The organism is Pseudomonas sp. DWP2-2, assembly GCF_049897065.1.
GTDB lineage: Bacteria > Pseudomonadota > Gammaproteobacteria > Pseudomonadales > Pseudomonadaceae > Aquipseudomonas > Aquipseudomonas paracarnis.
In genome coordinates this window covers 81,153-97,696 of the sequence record NZ_JAFCVN010000005.1, presented here as the reverse complement: position 1 = coordinate 97,696, position 16,544 = coordinate 81,153, and the positions used below count along the sequence as shown (strand labels likewise).

General features: G+C 63.3%; 14 protein-coding genes. 12 read left to right on the top strand and 2 right to left on the bottom strand.

Going from position 1 to position 16,544, the window contains the following annotated elements; all coding sequences use genetic code 11:
- Nucleotides 1–46 precede the first annotated feature (46 nt).
- From ACP7CZ_RS13110 to madM, 11 genes are all read left to right on the top strand, one after another.
- Nucleotides 47–5,866: an Hpt domain-containing protein gene (locus tag ACP7CZ_RS13110; RefSeq protein WP_294195654.1), complete on the top strand. Its 5,820-nt coding sequence runs from the start codon at nucleotides 47–49 to the stop codon at nucleotides 5,864–5,866.
- Complete coding sequence (locus tag ACP7CZ_RS13105) at nucleotides 5,859–6,314, top strand: chemotaxis protein CheW (protein WP_003195048.1); 456 nt, start codon at nucleotides 5,859–5,861, stop codon at nucleotides 6,312–6,314. Before ACP7CZ_RS13110 ends, ACP7CZ_RS13105 begins: the two co-directional genes overlap by 8 nt.
- 276 nt (nucleotides 6,315–6,590) lie before the next feature.
- The gene (gene mdcA / locus ACP7CZ_RS13100) at nucleotides 6,591–8,261 is read left to right on the top strand and encodes a malonate decarboxylase subunit alpha (protein ID WP_054916902.1); all 1,671 of its coding nucleotides are present in this window, start codon (nucleotides 6,591–6,593) and stop codon (nucleotides 8,259–8,261) included.
- The gene (locus tag ACP7CZ_RS13095; RefSeq protein WP_054916900.1) at nucleotides 8,262–9,095 is read left to right on the top strand and encodes a triphosphoribosyl-dephospho-CoA synthase; all 834 of its coding nucleotides are present in this window, start codon (nucleotides 8,262–8,264) and stop codon (nucleotides 9,093–9,095) included. It begins immediately after the preceding gene.
- Nucleotides 9,095–9,394 (top strand): malonate decarboxylase subunit delta, encoded by a 300-nt coding sequence (locus ACP7CZ_RS13090; RefSeq protein WP_054897567.1) that lies wholly within the window; start codon nucleotides 9,095–9,097, stop codon nucleotides 9,392–9,394. Before ACP7CZ_RS13095 ends, ACP7CZ_RS13090 begins: the two co-directional genes overlap by 1 nt.
- Entirely contained in the window at nucleotides 9,387–10,229 is an 843-nt protein-coding gene (locus tag ACP7CZ_RS13085) for a biotin-independent malonate decarboxylase subunit beta (protein WP_070415464.1), read from the top strand. The genes ACP7CZ_RS13090 and ACP7CZ_RS13085 overlap by 8 nt, the downstream gene beginning before the upstream one ends.
- Nucleotides 10,226–10,996 carry a biotin-independent malonate decarboxylase subunit gamma gene (mdcE, locus tag ACP7CZ_RS13080; protein WP_054916897.1) on the top strand — a complete coding sequence of 257 codons (771 nt, stop codon included), beginning with the start codon at nucleotides 10,226–10,228 and terminating at the stop codon, nucleotides 10,994–10,996. Before ACP7CZ_RS13085 ends, mdcE begins: the two co-directional genes overlap by 4 nt.
- Nucleotides 10,990–11,586, top strand: a complete 597-nt coding sequence (locus tag ACP7CZ_RS13075; RefSeq protein WP_294195666.1) for a malonate decarboxylase holo-ACP synthase — start codon at nucleotides 10,990–10,992, stop codon at nucleotides 11,584–11,586. Before mdcE ends, ACP7CZ_RS13075 begins: the two co-directional genes overlap by 7 nt.
- The gene (gene mdcH, locus ACP7CZ_RS13070) at nucleotides 11,583–12,482 is read left to right on the top strand and encodes a malonate decarboxylase subunit epsilon (protein ID WP_294195668.1); all 900 of its coding nucleotides are present in this window, start codon (nucleotides 11,583–11,585) and stop codon (nucleotides 12,480–12,482) included. The genes ACP7CZ_RS13075 and mdcH overlap by 4 nt, the downstream gene beginning before the upstream one ends.
- Nucleotides 12,483–12,549: 67 nt before the next feature.
- Nucleotides 12,550–12,942 carry a malonate transporter subunit MadL gene (gene madL / locus ACP7CZ_RS13065; protein ID WP_057702139.1) on the top strand — a complete coding sequence of 131 codons (393 nt, stop codon included), beginning with the start codon at nucleotides 12,550–12,552 and terminating at the stop codon, nucleotides 12,940–12,942.
- 5 nt (nucleotides 12,943–12,947) lie between these two features.
- Nucleotides 12,948–13,712 (top strand): malonate transporter subunit MadM, encoded by a 765-nt coding sequence (gene madM, locus ACP7CZ_RS13060; RefSeq protein WP_032897715.1) that lies wholly within the window; start codon nucleotides 12,948–12,950, stop codon nucleotides 13,710–13,712.
- A 124-nt stretch (nucleotides 13,713–13,836) separates the two neighbouring features.
- Here the strand turns inward: madM and ACP7CZ_RS13055 are convergent, their stop codons facing one another.
- Nucleotides 13,837–14,751, bottom strand: coding sequence for a LysR family transcriptional regulator (locus ACP7CZ_RS13055; protein ID WP_014720307.1), 915 nt, complete (start codon nucleotides 14,749–14,751; stop codon nucleotides 13,837–13,839).
- Nucleotides 14,752–14,896: 145 nt separating this feature from the next.
- On the opposite strand from ACP7CZ_RS13055, the gene trhA reads away from it, so the two are divergent.
- Nucleotides 14,897–15,514 (top strand): PAQR family membrane homeostasis protein TrhA, encoded by a 618-nt coding sequence (gene trhA, locus ACP7CZ_RS13050; RefSeq protein WP_003195019.1) that lies wholly within the window; start codon nucleotides 14,897–14,899, stop codon nucleotides 15,512–15,514.
- Between the two features lie 31 nt (nucleotides 15,515–15,545).
- Here the strand turns inward: trhA and ACP7CZ_RS13045 are convergent, their stop codons facing one another.
- On the bottom strand, nucleotides 15,546–16,448 hold the full coding sequence (locus ACP7CZ_RS13045; protein ID WP_294195678.1) for a LysR family transcriptional regulator: 903 nt from the start codon (nucleotides 16,446–16,448) through the stop codon (nucleotides 15,546–15,548).
- Nucleotides 16,449–16,544: the final 96 nt, after the last annotated feature.

Genomic DNA, 16,544 nt, shown 5'->3' with positions numbered 1-16,544 from the left:
TTGTTTGTGAGATACCAGCAACTCATGAATTCTAAGCGGAGCAGTTATGGTTGATCGGCACGACTACGTGGCCCTCGAATGGGTCAAGGGCGATATTGCCGAAACCCTGAAACAGGCCCGGTCGGCCCTGGACGCGTACGTTGAAACCCATGACGACGACGCTCTAAACGAATGCCTGGCCGGTATTCACCAGGTACATGGCGCGCTGCAAATAGTCGAGTTCTACGGCGCGGCGCTGCTGGCCGAAGAAATCGAGGAACTGGCCCTGGCACTACAGGCCGGGCACGTTGGCCAACGCGATGAAGGTATCCGGCTGCTGCAACAAGCCCTCGGCCAACTGCCGCTGTACCTCGACCGCGTGCACAGTGCCCGCCGCGACTTGCCGCTGGTGGTGCTACCGCTGCTCAACGACCTGCGCAGCGCCCGTGGTGAAAGCCTGCTATCGGAGACCAGCCTGTTCAGCCCGCAACTGCTATCGATCGAACCGTTGCCTGAGCAAGCCCTGGCCCAGCGGGCCACGCCGGATCTGCATGAGCAGTTGCGCCAATGGCGCCACCTGCTGCAACAAGCCCTCGCCGGATTGCTGCGTGAAGACCACGGCCCCAGCAACCTGGAAGACATGGCGCGGGTGTTCGCACGCCTTGAAGCGCTATGCCAGGGTGCGCCGCTGCTGCCGTTGTGGCAGGTCACCTCGGCGCTGGTCGAAGGCATGCTCACCGGCGTGGTCGCCAACAGCCCGGCGCTACGCAGCCTGCTCAAGGCCAGCGACAAGCAACTCAAGCGCTTGCTGGTTCAAGGCATCAATGGCATCAACCAGCCGGCACCGGACGAGTTGCTCAAGAGCCTGTTGTTCTACGTCGCCAAAGTCACCCGGCCGACGCCGCGCATGCAGAGCCTGAAGGAGCGCTACGGCTTGGACGAAGCGTTGCCCGACAGCGCCGTGGTCGATGCTGAACGTGCACGGCTGGCCGGGCCGGATCGCAATGCCATGGGCTCGGTACTCGGGGCGTTGTGTGAGGAACTGGTGCGGGTCAAGGAACGCCTGGATCTGTTCGTGCGCAGTGATCGCCAGCACACCCAGGACCTCGATCCGTTGCTGGCGCCCTTGCGGCAGATAGCCGATACCCTCGCGGTGTTGGGTTTCGGCCAGCCGCGCAAAGTGATCATCGACCAACTCGCCGTGGTGTTGAGCCTGGTCCAGGGGCAGCGCGAACCCAATGACGCGGTGTTGATGGATGTGGCCGGCGCGTTGCTGTATGTCGAAGCGACGTTGGCCGGGATGATCGGCACCGTCGAACCGCAAAGCCGTGAAGACAGCCGCTTGCCCACCACCGACCTGACCCAGATCCATCAGTTGGTGATTCGTGAATCGTGCCAGTGCCTGCGCCAAGCCAAGGAGCTGGTGATCGACTGCATTGAGGCTGATTGGGATCGTCAGCGCCTGGAGTCCTTGCCCGAGCTACTGAGCCAGGTGCGTGGTGCTCTGGCGATGATTCCCTTGCCGCGTGCGGCGAGCCTGATGCGCGGTTGCACCGACTACGTCGACGAGCAATTGATGATCAGCGAGGCCGTACCTTCGGCGGCTCAACTGGCGCATTTCGCCGAGGTGGTCAGCAGCCTGGAGTATTACCTTGAGCGCATGCTTCAAGACCCTGACGCGGCAGGGGAAAAAGTGCTGGAATTGGCCACCCAGGGCTTGAATGCATTGGGCTACCTGCCGGTGGAAAAACCCTGGCGCCAGGCCTTGGTCGCGCCGGAGGGGGCACTGTCCACCGAGGCCGCGCCAAACCAATCCCAGTTCGATGCCTTGGCCAGCCCTGCATCACGTCTCAACCCTCCAGCCTTGCAGCGTCCCGGTAGCCTGTTGCCGCCGCCGGCCGGTGAAGAACCGATTGACGATGAACTGCGCGAAGTCTTCCTTGAAGAAACCGATGAAGTCCTCGACGTGTTGCATCGCTACCTGCCCGACAGCGCGGACAAAGCCGCCCAGGGCGAAATGCGCCGGGCTTTCCATACCCTCAAGGGCAGCGGCCGCATGGTGCGCGCCCTGGTGCTGGCCGAGCTGGCCTGGGCCGTGGAGAACCTGCTCAATCGCGTGCTGGAACGCAGTGTGGTCCTTGGCCCTGAGGTGCGGCAGGTGTTGGATGAGGCCGTGGCCCTGCTGCCGGAGCTGATCGCCGATTTCGCCAGCGACGACCAGCGCCAGCGCGATGAAGTCGACGCCTTGGCCGCCCGTGCCCATGCCCTGGCCAGTGGTGCTGCAACGTCGACCACCGAGCCCCATGACCCAATGCTGCTGGAGATCTTCCGCAACGAAGCCCTGGGCCATCTGGACAGCCTCGACCACTTCCTGCAACAGGCCGCCGAGCAGGTGCCGCTGCAGGTCAGCGATGAACTGCAACGCGCCTTGCACACCCTCAAGGGCAGCGCCTACATGGCCGGCGTGTTGCCCATTGCCGAACTGGCGCGCCCGCTGGATCACCTCACCCGTGAGTACAAGGCCCACCGCGTGCCGCTGGACAAGGACGAAGTGGCGTTGTTGCTTGAGGCACAAGGGCTGTTCCAGCGCGGGGTGCGTGACCTGGACAACAATCCCCTGGCGCCGATCCACGGCGCGGCCAGCGTGATCAGCCGCACCCAACACCTGCTGGAGGATCAACTGGCCGCCTTGCTCGACGCGCCCACGGCCGGCCTGCGCGTCAAGCGTGACCCGCACTTGATCACCAACTTCCTGGCCCAGGGCATGGACATCCTGCTCGACGCCGAAAGCCTGCTGCGCCGCTGGCAGCAACACCCCGGCGACCGTCAGGAACTCACGGCGTTGCTGGACGAACTGACCACCCTGGGCGAGGGCGCGCACCTTGCCGACCTGCATCCTATCGACGCGTTGTGCGAAGCCTTGCTCGACCTGTATGGCGCGGTAGAGGAAAGCAGCCTGGCAGTCAGCGCCCGGTTCTTCCAAGAGGCTGAACAGGCCCACGACGCGCTGATCAACATGCTCGACCAGTTGGCCGCCGGCCAGGAAATCAGCCCCGCGCCTGCACGGCTGCAGGCGTTACGCGCGTTGCTGGACGAAGCCTTGGACCCGTCCGCCACAGGCCTGATCAAAAGCGACGGCAGCCGCGCCCTGAGTATCTCCGAATTGGGCGCGGCCACCGCGCAGCTGGATCACGCCACCGCGATGGACGACGAGATTGTCGAGATCTTCCTTGAGGAGGCCGTAGACATCCTCGACAGCGCCGGCCAGTCGCTCAAGCGATGGTTACTGGAGCCCGACAGCGCTGCGCCCTTGTCCTCGTTGCAGCGGGATCTGCACACCCTCAAGGGCGGCGCGCGCATGGCCGAAATCGACCCGGTGGGCGACTTGGCCCACGAGCTGGAATGCGTTTATGAGGGGCTGGTGGACCGCCGCTATAGCTACTCTGTCGAGCTATCCCAGGCACTGATGGCCAGCCACGAACGCTTGGCTCAACAATTGGAAGAGCTGCAACAACAGCAACCCCTGAGTGACGGCGCCGAACTGGTCAAAAGGCTGCGGGAATTGCGCCAGGCCAGCAGCCCGGCAGCGCCGGCTGCGGTGGCGCCAGCCTCGGGTGCCGACCCGGAATTGCTGGATATATTCCTCGAAGAAGCCGCCGATATCCTCGACAGCTCAGGCAGCGCGCTTTTGCGCTGGCAGGACGAGCCGGGCAATCGCCAGGAAGTGGAAACCCTGCTGCGTGACCTGCACACCCTCAAGGGTGGTGCACGCATGGTCGAGATCGGGCCGATCGGCGATCTGGCCCATGAGCTGGAGTTTCTTTACGAAGGGCTTTCCGCCGGTTTGCTCGCGCCGACCCCTGAGTTGTTCGCACTGCTGCAAGGTTGCCATGATCGCCTGGCGCAAATGATCGACGCCGTGGCCGAGGGATTGCCGGTGGGTTCGGTGGATAAACTCATCGAGCGCATCAAGAGCCTGGTGCACCCCAGTGATGAGCCGGTCACACCGGTGGCGCTGCCGGCGGGCAAGGCCGAAGCGGTCGCCGACCCGGCCGCCGACATGGTGAAAATCTCTGCCGACTTGCTCGATGACCTGGTCAACCTGGCTGGTGAAACCTCGATCTTCCGTGGGCGTATCGAGCAGCAAGTCAAGGATGCGCGCATTGCCTTGAGTGAGATGGAAACCACCATCGAGCGCATGCGCGACCAATTGCGCCGGCTCGACAGCGAAACCCAGGGCCGCCTCTTGAGCCGCCAGCAAGCCGAGGCCGAACGCCTGGGCTACGAAGAGTTCGACCCGCTGGAAATGGACCGCCACTCGCAGCTGCAACAGCTGGCCCGTGCGCTGTCCGAATCTGCCTCCGACCTGCTCGATCTCAAAGAGACCCTTGAGCGTCGCAACCAGGATGCCTACAACCTGCTGCAGCAACAGGCACGCATCAACACCGAATTGCAGGAAGGCCTGATGCGCACGCGCATGGTGCCTTTCGAGCGCATGTTGCCACGCCTCAAGCGCATCGTGCGGCAAGTGGCGGGCGAGTTGGGCAAGGACGTGGAGTTTATCGTCGGCAATGCCGAAGGCGAGATGGACCGCAATGTGCTGGAACGCATGGCGGCCCCCTTGGAGCATATGCTGCGCAACGCGGTCGACCACGGCCTGGAGTCGCGCGAAGTGCGGCTGGCTGCGGGTAAACCGGAGAAGGGCCGCATCACCCTGGACCTGACCCACGAAGGCGGCGACATCGTCTTCGACATGCGTGACGACGGCGCGGGTGTACCCCTCGAAGCGGTGCGACGCAAGGCGATCAAGCGCGGCCTGCTCGCCCCCCATCAAGAGATCAGCGACCGTGACGTGTTGCAGTTCATCCTGCAACCGGGCTTTTCCACCGCCGAAAAAATCACCCAGATTTCCGGGCGCGGCGTGGGCATGGACGTGGTGCATGAGGAAGTGCGCCAGCTCGGCGGCTCGATGGTGATCGACTCGACGCCGGGCATGGGCGTGCATTTTCGCATTCGCCTGCCGTTTACCGTGTCGGTCAATCGTGCGCTGATGGTGCACTGCGCGGACGACCAATACGCGATCCCGCTCAACACCATCGAAGGCTTGGTGCGCGTGCTGCCCCACGAATTGGCGGGGCACTACCAGCAAGACCCGCCGCACTATGAATACGCCGGCCAGCGCTACGAGTTGTTCTACCTCGGTGACCTGCTGCACACCGCCAGCCGCCCTAAACTGCTGGGCCAGTACCAGCCGGTGCCGGTGCTGCTGGTGCACTGCAATGAACGCCGCGTGGCGGTGCACGTGGATGCCATGGCCGGTACTCGCGAGATCGTGGTCAAGGGCCTGGGGCCGCAGTTCTCCGGGGTGCAGGGCGTGACCGGCGCGACCATCCTGGGCGACGGCCATGTGGTGCTGATCATCGACCTGCTGGCGCACATCCGCGCTCGGCAACCGGCCTTGCCGGCCCAGGCAGTGGATGCGCCGCTGATCCTCAACGACCCACTGAAAAAACGCCCGCTGCTGGTGCTGGTGGTGGACGACTCGGTCACCGTACGCAAAGTCACTAGCCGCCTGCTGGAGCGCAACGGCATGAACGTGCTCACCGCCAAGGACGGTATCGACGCCCTCGCCATCCTGGAAGAACACACCCCGGACCTGATGCTGCTCGACATCGAAATGCCGCGCATGGACGGCTTCGAAGTGGCCATTCAGATACGCAATGACCCGCGCCTGATGCGCTTGCCGATCATCATGATCACCTCACGCACCGGCCAGAAACACCGCGACCGCGCCATGGCCATTGGCGTCAACGACTACCTCGGCAAGCCGTACCAAGAGTCGGTGCTGCTGGAGAGCATCGCCTACTGGAGCAAGTCCCATGCTTGAACACCGCACCAGCCAACTCACCGGCTTGCTACTGCCCCTGGCCGACCGCCACTTGGTGCTGCCCAACGTTGCCGTGGCCGAACTGATCGATTTCCAGCGTGGCGAACCGGCCAGCGATGCGCCGCCGTGGTATCTGCGGCAAGTGACCTGGCGCGATCGGCAAATTCCGTTGATCAGTTTTGAGGCTGCCTGCGGTGAAGCCAGCATGACGGGAGAACGCTCACGCATCGTGGTGTTGAATGCACTGGGCGGGCGACCGACCTTGAAGTTCATTGCCCTGGTGATCCAGGGTATTCCCCGCTCGTACAAGCTCGACAGCGAATTGAGCTACGTGGACGTGCCCCTGTGCCCGCTGGAACTGGCGGCGGTGCAAGTGGGCGAGCAGGTGGCAAAGGTGCCGGACTTGATGGGGCTTGAAGCGCTGCTGGTAGAGTCCGGCCTGGCCTGACTGATCGTTCACACGCTCCGCGTAGGAATGACGCCGGGGACGCTCCGCGTCCCGCCAGTCAGCATAAGGGTGACGCAGAGCGTCACAGGATGCATGCCCACGCGGAGCGTGGGAACGATCAGTTATGCACTGACCCACCATCAACGCAGGCAAGCCAGCTCCCACAGTTTGATCTTCGTTACTCCAGGCGTAACGGTTCGTCCTCCAGCTTGATTGATGCCTTAACGCTTCACTCCTAAGGTAAGCCCCACGACAGCAACCCCCCGTGGAGCGACCATGACAACAACCATCACCCCCGACTCGCGCTGGACGCGGCGGCGCGACGAGAAGCAGCGGCGGCTCGGGCTGGTCAAAAAATACGCAGACGGGGCGGTGTTGCCCAGTGACAAGATCGTCGAGGCCCTTGAAGCCTTGATCCTCCCCGGCGACCGCGTAGTGCTGGAGGGCAACAACCAGAAGCAGGCCGACTTCCTCTCGCGCTCCCTGGCCAAGGCCGACCCCGCCAAGCTCCACGATTTGCACATGATCATGCCCAGCGTGGGCCGTTCCGAGCACCTGGACCTGTTTGAAAAGGGCATTGCCCGCAAGCTGGATTTCTCTTTCGCTGGCACCCAATCCCTGCGCATCAGCCAGTTGCTGGAAGACGGCATGCTGGAGATCGGCGCGATTCATACCTACATCGAGCTCTATGCGCGGCTGGTGGTGGACCTGATCCCCAACGTGGTGCTCTCCGCTGGTTTCATGGCCGACCGTGCCGGTAACATTTACACCGGCGCCAGCACCGAAGACACCCCGGCGCTGATCGAACCCGCCGCCTTCAGCGATGGCATCGTCATCGTGCAAGTCAACCAGTTGGTGGATGACGTCACCGACTTGCCCCGCGTCGACATCCCCGCAAGCTGGGTCGATTTCGTGGTGGTGGCCGACAAGCCGTTCTACATCGAACCGCTGTTCACCCGCGACCCGCGCCATATCAAGCCGGTGCATGTGTTGATGGCGATGATGGCGATCCGTGGCATCTACGAAAAACACAATGTGCAGTCGCTCAACCATGGCATCGGCTTCAACACGGCTGCCATCGAATTGATCCTGCCCACCTACGGCGAATCCCTGGGCCTCAAAGGCAAGATCTGCCGCAACTGGACCCTCAACCCGCACCCCACATTGATCCCGGCGATTGAAAGCGGTTGGGTAGAAAGCGTGCATTGCTTCGGCACCGAACTGGGCATGGAAAACTATATTGCCGCACGCCCGGATGTGTTCTTCACCGGCCGCGATGGCTCGATGCGCTCCAACCGCATGTTCTGCCAACTCGCCGGCCAATACGCCGTGGACCTGTTTATCGGCGCCACCCTGCAAGTGGATGGCGACGGGCATTCCAGCACCGTGACCCGTGGCCGCCTCGCCGGTTTCGGTGGCGCGCCGAACATGGGCCACGACCCACGCGGCCGCCGTCATGGCACACCGGCCTGGCTGGATATGCGCCACGACGATGCCCCCGAAGCCTTGCTTGAACGCGGCAAAAAACTCGTGGTGCAAATGGTCGAGACCTTCCAGGAAGGCGGCAAACCGACCTTTGTCGACACTCTCGACGCGGTGGAAGTGGCCCGCAAAAGCGGTATGCCCCTGGCGCCCATCATGATCTACGGCGACGACGTTACCCATTTGCTCACCGAAGAAGGCATCGCCTACCTGTACAAGGCACGCTCCCTGGAAGAACGTCAGGCGATGATCGCCGCCGTCGCCGGGGTGACCGCCATCGGTATGCGCCACAACCCCAAGGACACTGCGCGCATGCGCCGCGAAGGCTTGATTGCCTTGCCCGAAGACTTGGGTATTCGCCGCACCGACGCCACCCGCGAGTTGTTGGCCGCCAAGAGCGTGGCCGACCTGGTGGACTGGTCTGGTGGCCTCTACAACCCGCCCGCCAAATTCAGGAGCTGGTAAATGCGCGCGCTCAAACAGCATGAACTGAGCCTGGCCGATCGCCTGGCGGATATGGCCGTGGATGCGCTGATCGACGAAGCGGATTTGTCGCCTAAACCCGCTCTGGTAGACCGGCGCGGCAACGGCGCCCACAGCGATTTGCACCTGGGGCTGATGCACGCCTCGGCGCTGTCGCTGTGGCCGATGTTCAAGGAAATGGCCGAGGCCGCGCTCGACATCGGCGAAGTCGGCCTGCCCCTGCGCGAAGCGCTCGGGCGTATTGGCCGGGAAGGTGAGCAGGCCATGCTCGCCACCACCCAGGGCGTGAACACCCATCGCGGTGCGATCTGGGCCCTGGGGTTGCTTACCGCTGCGGCGGCCCTGGAGCCCCGCACCATAACCCTGACCGCCGCCAAGCTGGCCCTGCTCAACGACCGCTTCTCCCCGCAGCCCATGAGCCATGGCGCCCAGGTCGCCCAACGCTACGGCGCACGTGGTGCCCGTGAAGAGGCGCAGCTTGGCTTCCCCTCGGTGACCCAACGCGGCCTGCCGCAACTGCACAAGAGCCGCCGCGAAAACGCCGGTGAGCAGAACGCCCGGCTGGATGCTTTGCTGGCGATCATGACGGACCTGGCAGACACCTGCGTGCTCTACCGCGCCGGTACCGAAGGCCTGGCCACCATGCAACAGGGCGCCCAGGCTGTGCTCGACGCCGGTGGCAGCGCAACCCTGGCCGGACGCCGCCAACTGCATGAATTGGACCTGCAACTGCTGGCCTTGAATGCCTCCCCCGGCGGCGCCGCCGACCTGTTGGCCGCCTGCCTGTTTATCGACCGCCTCGACGGAGCGTTGTGATGGAAACCTTATCCTTTGAATTCCCCGCCGGGCAGCCCCCCAAAGGCCGTGCGCTGGTGGGTTGCGTCGGCTCGGGCGACCTGGAAGTGCTGCTGGAGCCGGGCACGCCCGGCACCTTGACCATCCAGGTGCAAACCTCGGTCAATGGCGCGCAGCAACGCTGGCAGCACCTGTTCGAACGCATCTTCCAGGAGCAGACGCCACCGGCCCTGAACATTGATATCCACGACTTCGGTGCCACGCCCGGTGTGGTGCGCTTGCGATTGGAGCAAGGTTTCGAGGAGGTCGGCCATGACTGACTTACTCGCTAAACACAGCTTTGTCGAACTTGGCGCTCGACAGCGCGCCAAGGCGCTGTTAGATGCCGGCACCTTCCGCGAGTTGATCGACCCGTTCCAGCGGGTCATGTCGCCGTGGCTCAGCCGCCAAGGCGTGGTGCCCCAGGCCGATGATGGTGTGGTGATCGCCAAGGGCAGCATCGGCGCCAAGCCTGTGGTGATTGCCGCGATCGAAGGTAATTTCCAGGGCGGCAGCCTGGGTGAAGTTGGCGGTGCGAAAATCGCGGGCGCCTTGGAACTGGCCGCCGAAGACAACCGCAACGGCGTCCCCACCTGCGCGGTGCTACTGCTGGAAACGGGCGGCGTGCGCTTGCAGGAAGCCAACCTGGGCCTGGCTGCCATTGCCGACATTCACGCGGCGATTGTCGACCTGCGCCAGTACCAGCCAGTGATCGGCGTGGTGGCCGGCAGTGTCGGTTGCTTTGGGGGCATGTCCATCGCGGCTGGCTTGTGCAGCTACCTGGTGGTGACTCGCGAAGCACGTCTGGGCTTGAATGGCCCGCAAGTGATCGAGCAGGAGGCTGGCCTGGAGGAATACGACTCCCGCGACCGCCCGTTTATCTGGAGCCTTACCGGTGGCGAGCAGCGCTTCAACAGTGGCTTGGCCGACCGTTATGTGGCCGACGATGTGGCGCAGATCCAGCAGACTGTCAGCGCGCTGTTGCAGCAGGGCGTGCCCACACAACCGCGCAGCCGGCGCGCTGATTTTTACCTGGCGCGCCTGGCCGAACTGGACGCGAGCGCGCAAATCGAGCCGGCGACGGTTCGCGCGCTGTATCAGGGAGAACGCTCATGAGAGGCTTGCAGTGGTTCAACGCATTGAGCGCCAACGCAACGCCGGTCGAAGGTTTGCCGGGCTCATTGAAAGTGGCGGATGGTGTGTTGGGTGAACAGGCGGTGCGCTATATCGCCGTGGTCCCCGACCCGCACAACCGCTTCCCCCGCGCCCGCAATGGCGAAGTCGGCCTACTGGAAGGCTGGGGCTTGGCCAAGGCGGTGGACGAAGCCATCGCCCGGGGTGACAAGCGCCCCATCATCGCTATCGTCGACGTACCCAGCCAAGCCTATGGTCGTCGCGAAGAAGCCCTTGGCATTCATCAGGCCTTGGCCGCCGCCGCTGACAGCTACGCTCGCGCTCGGCTCGCCGGCCACCCGGTGATCGCCCTGTTGGTGGGCAAGGCCATGTCGGGGGCGTTCCTCGCCCACGGCTACCAGGCCAATCGCCTGATCGCCCTGCGCGACCCTGGCGTGATGGTGCATGCCATGGGCAAGGCCTCGGCGGCACGGGTGACCTTGCGTAGCGTCGAAGAATTGGAAACCCTGGCCGCCAGCGTGCCGCCGATGGCCTATGACATCGACAGCTATGCCAGCCTGGGATTGCTGTGGGAGACGTTGTCAGTCACCCGGATTGAACAACCTACGACGGATGACGTGGCGCGAGTCAGCGATTGCCTGGTGCAGGCAGTCAAGGATATTGGCAGTACCGACTTGAGCTCACGCCTTGGCGCCACCAACCGAGCCGCCTCCAGCCGAGTGCGCCAGCTGTTGCGGGAGCAATGGTGAACGCCCACGACTTACTCTGGGGCATGACCCTGGCGCATCTGCCTGCCGATGCCCCGGCCTGGGTGCGGGACCCGATCCGTGCCGGGCATCCGGTAGTGGTGCGGCGTGCCATCGCCGAGCCGGGCCATGTGGCGGTCGGTGTGCGTGGGCGTTTGCGTGAGCAGCGTTTTGCCGCCCAGATGCCCGTGGCGGCGGTGCAACGGCGGGTGGCGCCGCAAGCTTTGCGAGCGGCGGTCTCACCACGGGATTTACCGGCGCTGCGGGCCCTCGATCAACTGCGGCCGGTGCTGGCGCCGCAAGATTGGGGCGTCAGCGGCAGTGCCGGGTTTGAATTGGCCAGTGGCATTGAAGCGCTGCATGCCAACAGTGATCTGGATTTGATTCTGTGCGCGCCCAAGCCCCTGGATCGTAGCGAGGCGCGAGCGCTGTTGGCGATCCTGGACACCGCGCCCTGCGCCGTCGACCTGCAACTGCAAACCCCTTTCGGCGCCGTCGCGTTGCGCGAATGGGCCGGCCCCTCACGCCGTGTACTGCTCAAGACCGTCAGCGGTGCGCACCTAGTGCTCGACCCTTGGCAGGCCGTGGCATGAGCAGCCTTCTGGTGTTTCCGGGGCAGGGCGCCCAACGCAGCGGCATGCTCCAGGCGTTGTCGGCCGAGATTCTGCAAGAGGCCAGCGATGCCCTGGGTGAAGACGTTCGTCGGCTCGACTCGGCGCAGGCGCTTGAATCGACGCGGGCTGTGCAACTGTGCCTGTTGATCGCCGGAGTGGCCCATGCCCGGCGATTACAGTGCACGCCGGATTATGTGGCGGGCCTGTCCATCGGCGCCTACCCGGCTGCGGTGATCGCCGGGTCCCTGGGTTTTGCTGATGCGATAAAACTGGTCAGCCTGCGTGGCGAACTGATGCAGCAGGCTTATCCACAGGGCTATGGCATGACGGCGCTGATCGGCCCTGATCTTTCCAGCGTCGAGGCCTTGCTGGCGGATATCCACAGCCCGCAAACGCCGGTGTACCTGGCCAATATCAATGCCGACAACCAGACCGTCATCGCCGGCAGCAACGAGGCGATTAAGCGGGTTGCCGAGCGCATCAAAGGCAACGGTGTCGCCAAGCGCTTAGCGGTCAGCGTGCCGTCTCACTGCCCGTTGCTGGAGCAACCCGCCCAGGCTCTGTTCCAAGCCTTCGTCCCACTCAAGGCGCCGCGCATCACTTACCTGAGCAGCACCCGCGCGCGACCTATCCACAACCCCGAACAACTGCGTGACGACCTCGCCTTCAATATGTGCCGCGTTGTCGATTGGCGCGGCACGGTGCAGAGCGCCTACGAGCGCGGTGTGCGCCTGCAAATCGAGCTGCCTCCGGGCGCGGTGCTCACCGGTCTGTCACGCCGTGTTTTTGAACAAGGCACGGTGATCGCCTGCGAAGGCGCCCGCCTGGACACCTTGCAGGCCCTGCTGCAAGAGGAGGAACGCCGCCACCGATAACGCAGTACCCAAGGCTTTCGAAGCACAAAAACAACAATTTCGAACGAGCACTTTGAGGACAACAACCATGATTATCTACGGTGTGGCTTTTTTGGCGTTCTGCACGTTGGCAGGGCTGTTTGTGGGTGAGCTGCTGGGCAAGCTGCTGGGTATCCCGGCCAACGTCGGCGGCGTGGGTATCGCCATGCTGCTGTTGATCGGCCTGGGCAGCTACCTGAGCAAACGCGGCCTGTTTACCGGCAAGTCAGAGCAAGGCGTGAGTTTCTGGGCTGCGGTGTATATCCCGATTGTGGTGGCGATGGCTGCCCAGCAAAACGTGTATGGCGCGATCAGCGGTGGGCCTATGGCGATTCTGGCCGGGACCCTCGCCGTGGTGCTTGGCTTTGCCCTGGTGCCCGTGCTGGTGCGTATCGGTAACCGCGAGCCGGTTGCGGTTGCTCCCACTAAAGAAGCGGGGTGATCGCCATGTACGAATCGATGATGAAAGTGATCACCGGCTACGGCTTGATCAGTGGTTTCGCCGTAATCGGCCTGACCATGTGGGTGTCTTATTGGATCTCCGATACCTTCACCAAGGGCCGCCTGCATGGTTCGGCCATTGCCATTTTGCTGGGGTTGGCGCTGTCGTATGTGGGCGGTGCGTTTACGGGTGGTTCCAAGGGCGTGGTGGATATTCCACTGTTGTCGGGCATCGGCCTGCTGGGCGGTGCGATGCTGCGCGACTTTGCCATTGTCGCCACGGCCTTTGGCGTGAGTGTGGATGAGCTCAAACGCGCCGGCTTCGTGGGGGTGCTGGCGCTGTTTGTCGGCGTGGGCTCGTCGTTCGTTGCCGGGGTAGGGGTGGCGATGGCGTTCGGGTACACCGATGCGGTGAGCCTCACCACCATCGGCGCCGGGGCCGTGACCTATATCGTCGGCCCGGTGACCGGCGCGGCGATTGGGGCCAGCTCCGAGGTGATGGCGCTGTCCATTGCCGCGGGGTTGATCAAGGCCATTCTGGTAATGGTGATGACGCCGTTCGTGGCGCCGCTGATCGGGCTGAACAACCCACGCAGCGCGGTGATCTTCGGTGGCTTGATGGGCACCTCCAGCGGTGTGGCGGGCGGCCTGGCGGCGACTGATCCGAAGCTGGTGCCTTATGGGTGTTTGACGGCGGCGTTCTATACGGCGCTGGGGTGTTTGTTGGGGCCGTCGTTGTTGTTTTTGCTGATGCGTGGGTTGGTGGGCTGATAGGGGATGATCGTTCCCACGCTCCGCGTGGGAACGCCTCTTGTGACGCTCTGCGTCACGGTCAAAAAGCGGACGCGGAGCTTCCTAAGCTGCGCTCCCACGCAGAGCGTGGGAGCGATCGTCCTCAGCTTTGGCGATTGGCGTACATCCGACACTCCGCCAACAACGCCAGCAAGTTCGGATCGCGCTCCTTGGCTTTCAGGAACACCACACCGATCTGCTGTTGCAAGCGATACCTGGGCTGCAACGGTATCAGCTTCACGCGGTTCTCATACACCGCTGCGATACGTCCTGGCAGCAGCGCATAACCCACCCCTGAACTGACCATGCTCAGCAAGGTGAAGATATCGTTCACCTGCATCGCCACCTTCGGCTCGAACCCGGCCTGATGGAACACCCGGTTGCCGTCCTGATGCGTGGCGAAGCCCTGGGTGAGGGTGATGAAGGTGGCATCGCGCACGTCGGCCAGGTCGATTTCCTGATCGCGGTCCAGGGGCGAATCGGCCGGGGTGGCGAGGAAGATGTCATCGCTGAACAGCGCGATCTGCTCGCAGTCGGGGTCGTGGGCGTGTTCGTCGAGGGAGATGAGAATCGCGTCCACTTCCATGTTCTTGAGCTTATAGAGCAGGTCGAAGTTGGAGCCCAGGATCAGGTCGATATTCAGTTCGCTGCGCCGGATTTTCAGGCCCATGATCAACTGTGGCACGGTCTTGACCGTCAGCGAATACAGCGAGCCGAGCTTGAAACGTTCGGCCGAGAACCCAGCGGCTTCGCGGGTCAGGCGCACGCTGTCGACCACGTCGGCCACCAGTTTCTGCGCACGCTCTTCGAGCACGTAGGCGCTTTCCAGCGGAGTGAGGTTGCGACCCTCGTGTTTGAACAGCGGGCAGCGCAGGGCACTTTCCAGGGAGTGAATGGCGCGGTGCACGCTGACATTGCTGGTTTGCAACTCGGCGGCCGCGCGGGCCAGGTTGCCGGTGCGCATGAACGCCAGGAAGATCTCCAGCTTCTTGAGGGTGAATTCTTCGTCGATCAGCATGGCCTTGGGCTCTTGTTCGATTGCACTCGATTGTGCCCGTAAACGCGGCTGTCGTCGCCGGAACGTCACGTGCCGCTTGCACTCTGATGCGCAAGGCTGGACGCTTGTCCGCCTGTTCTTGAGGGTTACGGGAGGTCAGTGACAGATGTACCACGGGGAACGATTCAACGCCTGGAGCCATTTGCTCGGTGCAGTCGCGGCCTGTATTGGCGCCGTGTGGATGTTGGTAGTGGCGAGCCTTGACGGCAGCCCCTGGAAGATCGTCAGCGTGGCGATTTATGGCTTTACCCTGATGGTGCTGTACAGCGCGTCGACGGTGTACCACAGCGTGCGAGGCCGGCGAAAAGCGATCATGCAGAAGGTCGATCACTTTTCCATTTACCTGTTGATTGCCGGCAGCTACACGCCATTCTGCCTGGTGACCCTGCGCGGGCCGTGGGGCTGGACGTTGTTCGGGATTGTGTGGGGGCTGGCGGTGATCGGCATCCTGCAGGAGATCAAGCCGCGTTCGGAGGCGCGGATTCTGTCCATCGTGATCTACGCCGTGATGGGCTGGATCGTACTGGTAGCGGTCAAGCCGTTGATGGCGGCGTTGGGTACGGCAGGGTTTATCTGGTTGGCGTCTGGTGGGGTGCTGTACACCGTAGGCATTATCTTTTTTGCCCTGGAGGATCGCTTGCGCCATTCCCACGGCATCTGGCATTTGTTTGTGATTGGCGGCAGCCTGCTGCATTTCGTGGCGATCATGCATTACGTGCTCTGATTGTGGGAGGGGGCAAGCCCGGCTCCCACACTTAAAGGCGTTCCAGTAACACCTGGGCGCGGCTACCGAAAATCTCTAGCAACTTGGCCAGCATATGCGGTGGAGGTTCGTTGGCACGGGTCAGCGCGTAGAGGGTAATCGGCAGCGGCGGGGTGAGCGTTCGGATATGGGTGGTGGCCGTTGAAGCACCCAATGCTGTGAACGGATCGATCACGGTCAGGCCCGCGCCGGATTCGACCATCGCGCGGGCCAGTGAATAGGTCTGCACCGAGATCGTCACGCGTGGTGGCGGGTCGACGCTTTCCAGATAACTCTCCAGCTTGGCGGCCAGCGGGTCAGCGCTGGAGAGGCCGATCAAGGGCGCGCCGGCCAGTTCGTCCAACGGCAGGGGCTGATGCCGTTCGGCATCGGGCCAATAGCCTTTGGACGCCAATGCCACCAACACCCCGTTGGCCAATACTTGAGTGGTAAGCCCCGGATGCCCGGAAAAGTTGAGCGTCAGCGCCAGGTCGATCTCGCGCATCAACAGCTTTTGCACCAGCTCGTGGCTATGGTCACTGGACAGTTCACAGGCAATGTCCGGGTAATCGCGCTTCCATTCCAGGACCGCCGGCGGTAGCAGCGCCAGCGCCAGCGCCGGGATTGCGCCGATGCGAATGCTTTGTCCCGGTTCGCGGCGCAAACTTTTCGCCAGGCGCCGCACGCCTTGCAGGCTTGCGCTGACTTTCTCGACTTCGCGTTCCAGCGCCAGGGCTTCCGGGGTGGGTTGCAATTTACCCCGTACCCGCAGGAATAACGCAAAGCCCAACTGCAGCTCGGCGTGCTGCAGCACTTTGGTCACCGCCGGTTGCGAGACGTGCAGCAACTGCGCGGCGGCACTGATGGAGCCGGTCTGACGGATGGCCTGGAAGATTTCGATATGACGCAAGCGCATGGCGAGTCCCATAACCTTTGTTTATAGGTGAGCCATCTTTATTCATTGTTGGTGACCTGTCACCTGGCTCTACGCTGAGCGCTCTTAATCAACGGT

Excerpts from the sequence above, each read along its gene's own strand:
- ACP7CZ_RS13110 (WP_294195654.1), top strand. The coding sequence starts at position 47 with ATGGTTGATCGGCACGACTACGTGGCCCTCGAATGGGTCAAGGGCGAT.
- ACP7CZ_RS13105 (WP_003195048.1), top strand. The coding sequence starts at position 5,859 with ATGCTTGAACACCGCACCAGCCAACTCACCGGCTTGCTACTGCCCCTG.
- mdcA (WP_054916902.1), top strand. The coding sequence starts at position 6,591 with ATGACAACAACCATCACCCCCGACTCGCGCTGGACGCGGCGGCGCGAC.
- ACP7CZ_RS13095 (WP_054916900.1), top strand. The coding sequence starts at position 8,262 with ATGCGCGCGCTCAAACAGCATGAACTGAGCCTGGCCGATCGCCTGGCG.
- ACP7CZ_RS13090 (WP_054897567.1), top strand. The coding sequence starts at position 9,095 with ATGGAAACCTTATCCTTTGAATTCCCCGCCGGGCAGCCCCCCAAAGGC.
- ACP7CZ_RS13085 (WP_070415464.1), top strand. The coding sequence starts at position 9,387 with ATGACTGACTTACTCGCTAAACACAGCTTTGTCGAACTTGGCGCTCGA.
- mdcE (WP_054916897.1), top strand. The coding sequence starts at position 10,226 with ATGAGAGGCTTGCAGTGGTTCAACGCATTGAGCGCCAACGCAACGCCG.
- ACP7CZ_RS13075 (WP_294195666.1), top strand. The coding sequence starts at position 10,990 with ATGGTGAACGCCCACGACTTACTCTGGGGCATGACCCTGGCGCATCTG.
- mdcH (WP_294195668.1), top strand. The coding sequence starts at position 11,583 with ATGAGCAGCCTTCTGGTGTTTCCGGGGCAGGGCGCCCAACGCAGCGGC.
- madL (WP_057702139.1), top strand. The coding sequence starts at position 12,550 with ATGATTATCTACGGTGTGGCTTTTTTGGCGTTCTGCACGTTGGCAGGG.
- madM (WP_032897715.1), top strand. The coding sequence starts at position 12,948 with ATGTACGAATCGATGATGAAAGTGATCACCGGCTACGGCTTGATCAGT.
- ACP7CZ_RS13055 (WP_014720307.1), bottom strand. The coding sequence starts at position 14,751 with ATGCTGATCGACGAAGAATTCACCCTCAAGAAGCTGGAGATCTTCCTG.
- trhA (WP_003195019.1), top strand. The coding sequence starts at position 14,897 with ATGTACCACGGGGAACGATTCAACGCCTGGAGCCATTTGCTCGGTGCA.
- ACP7CZ_RS13045 (WP_294195678.1), bottom strand. The coding sequence starts at position 16,448 with ATGCGCTTGCGTCATATCGAAATCTTCCAGGCCATCCGTCAGACCGGC.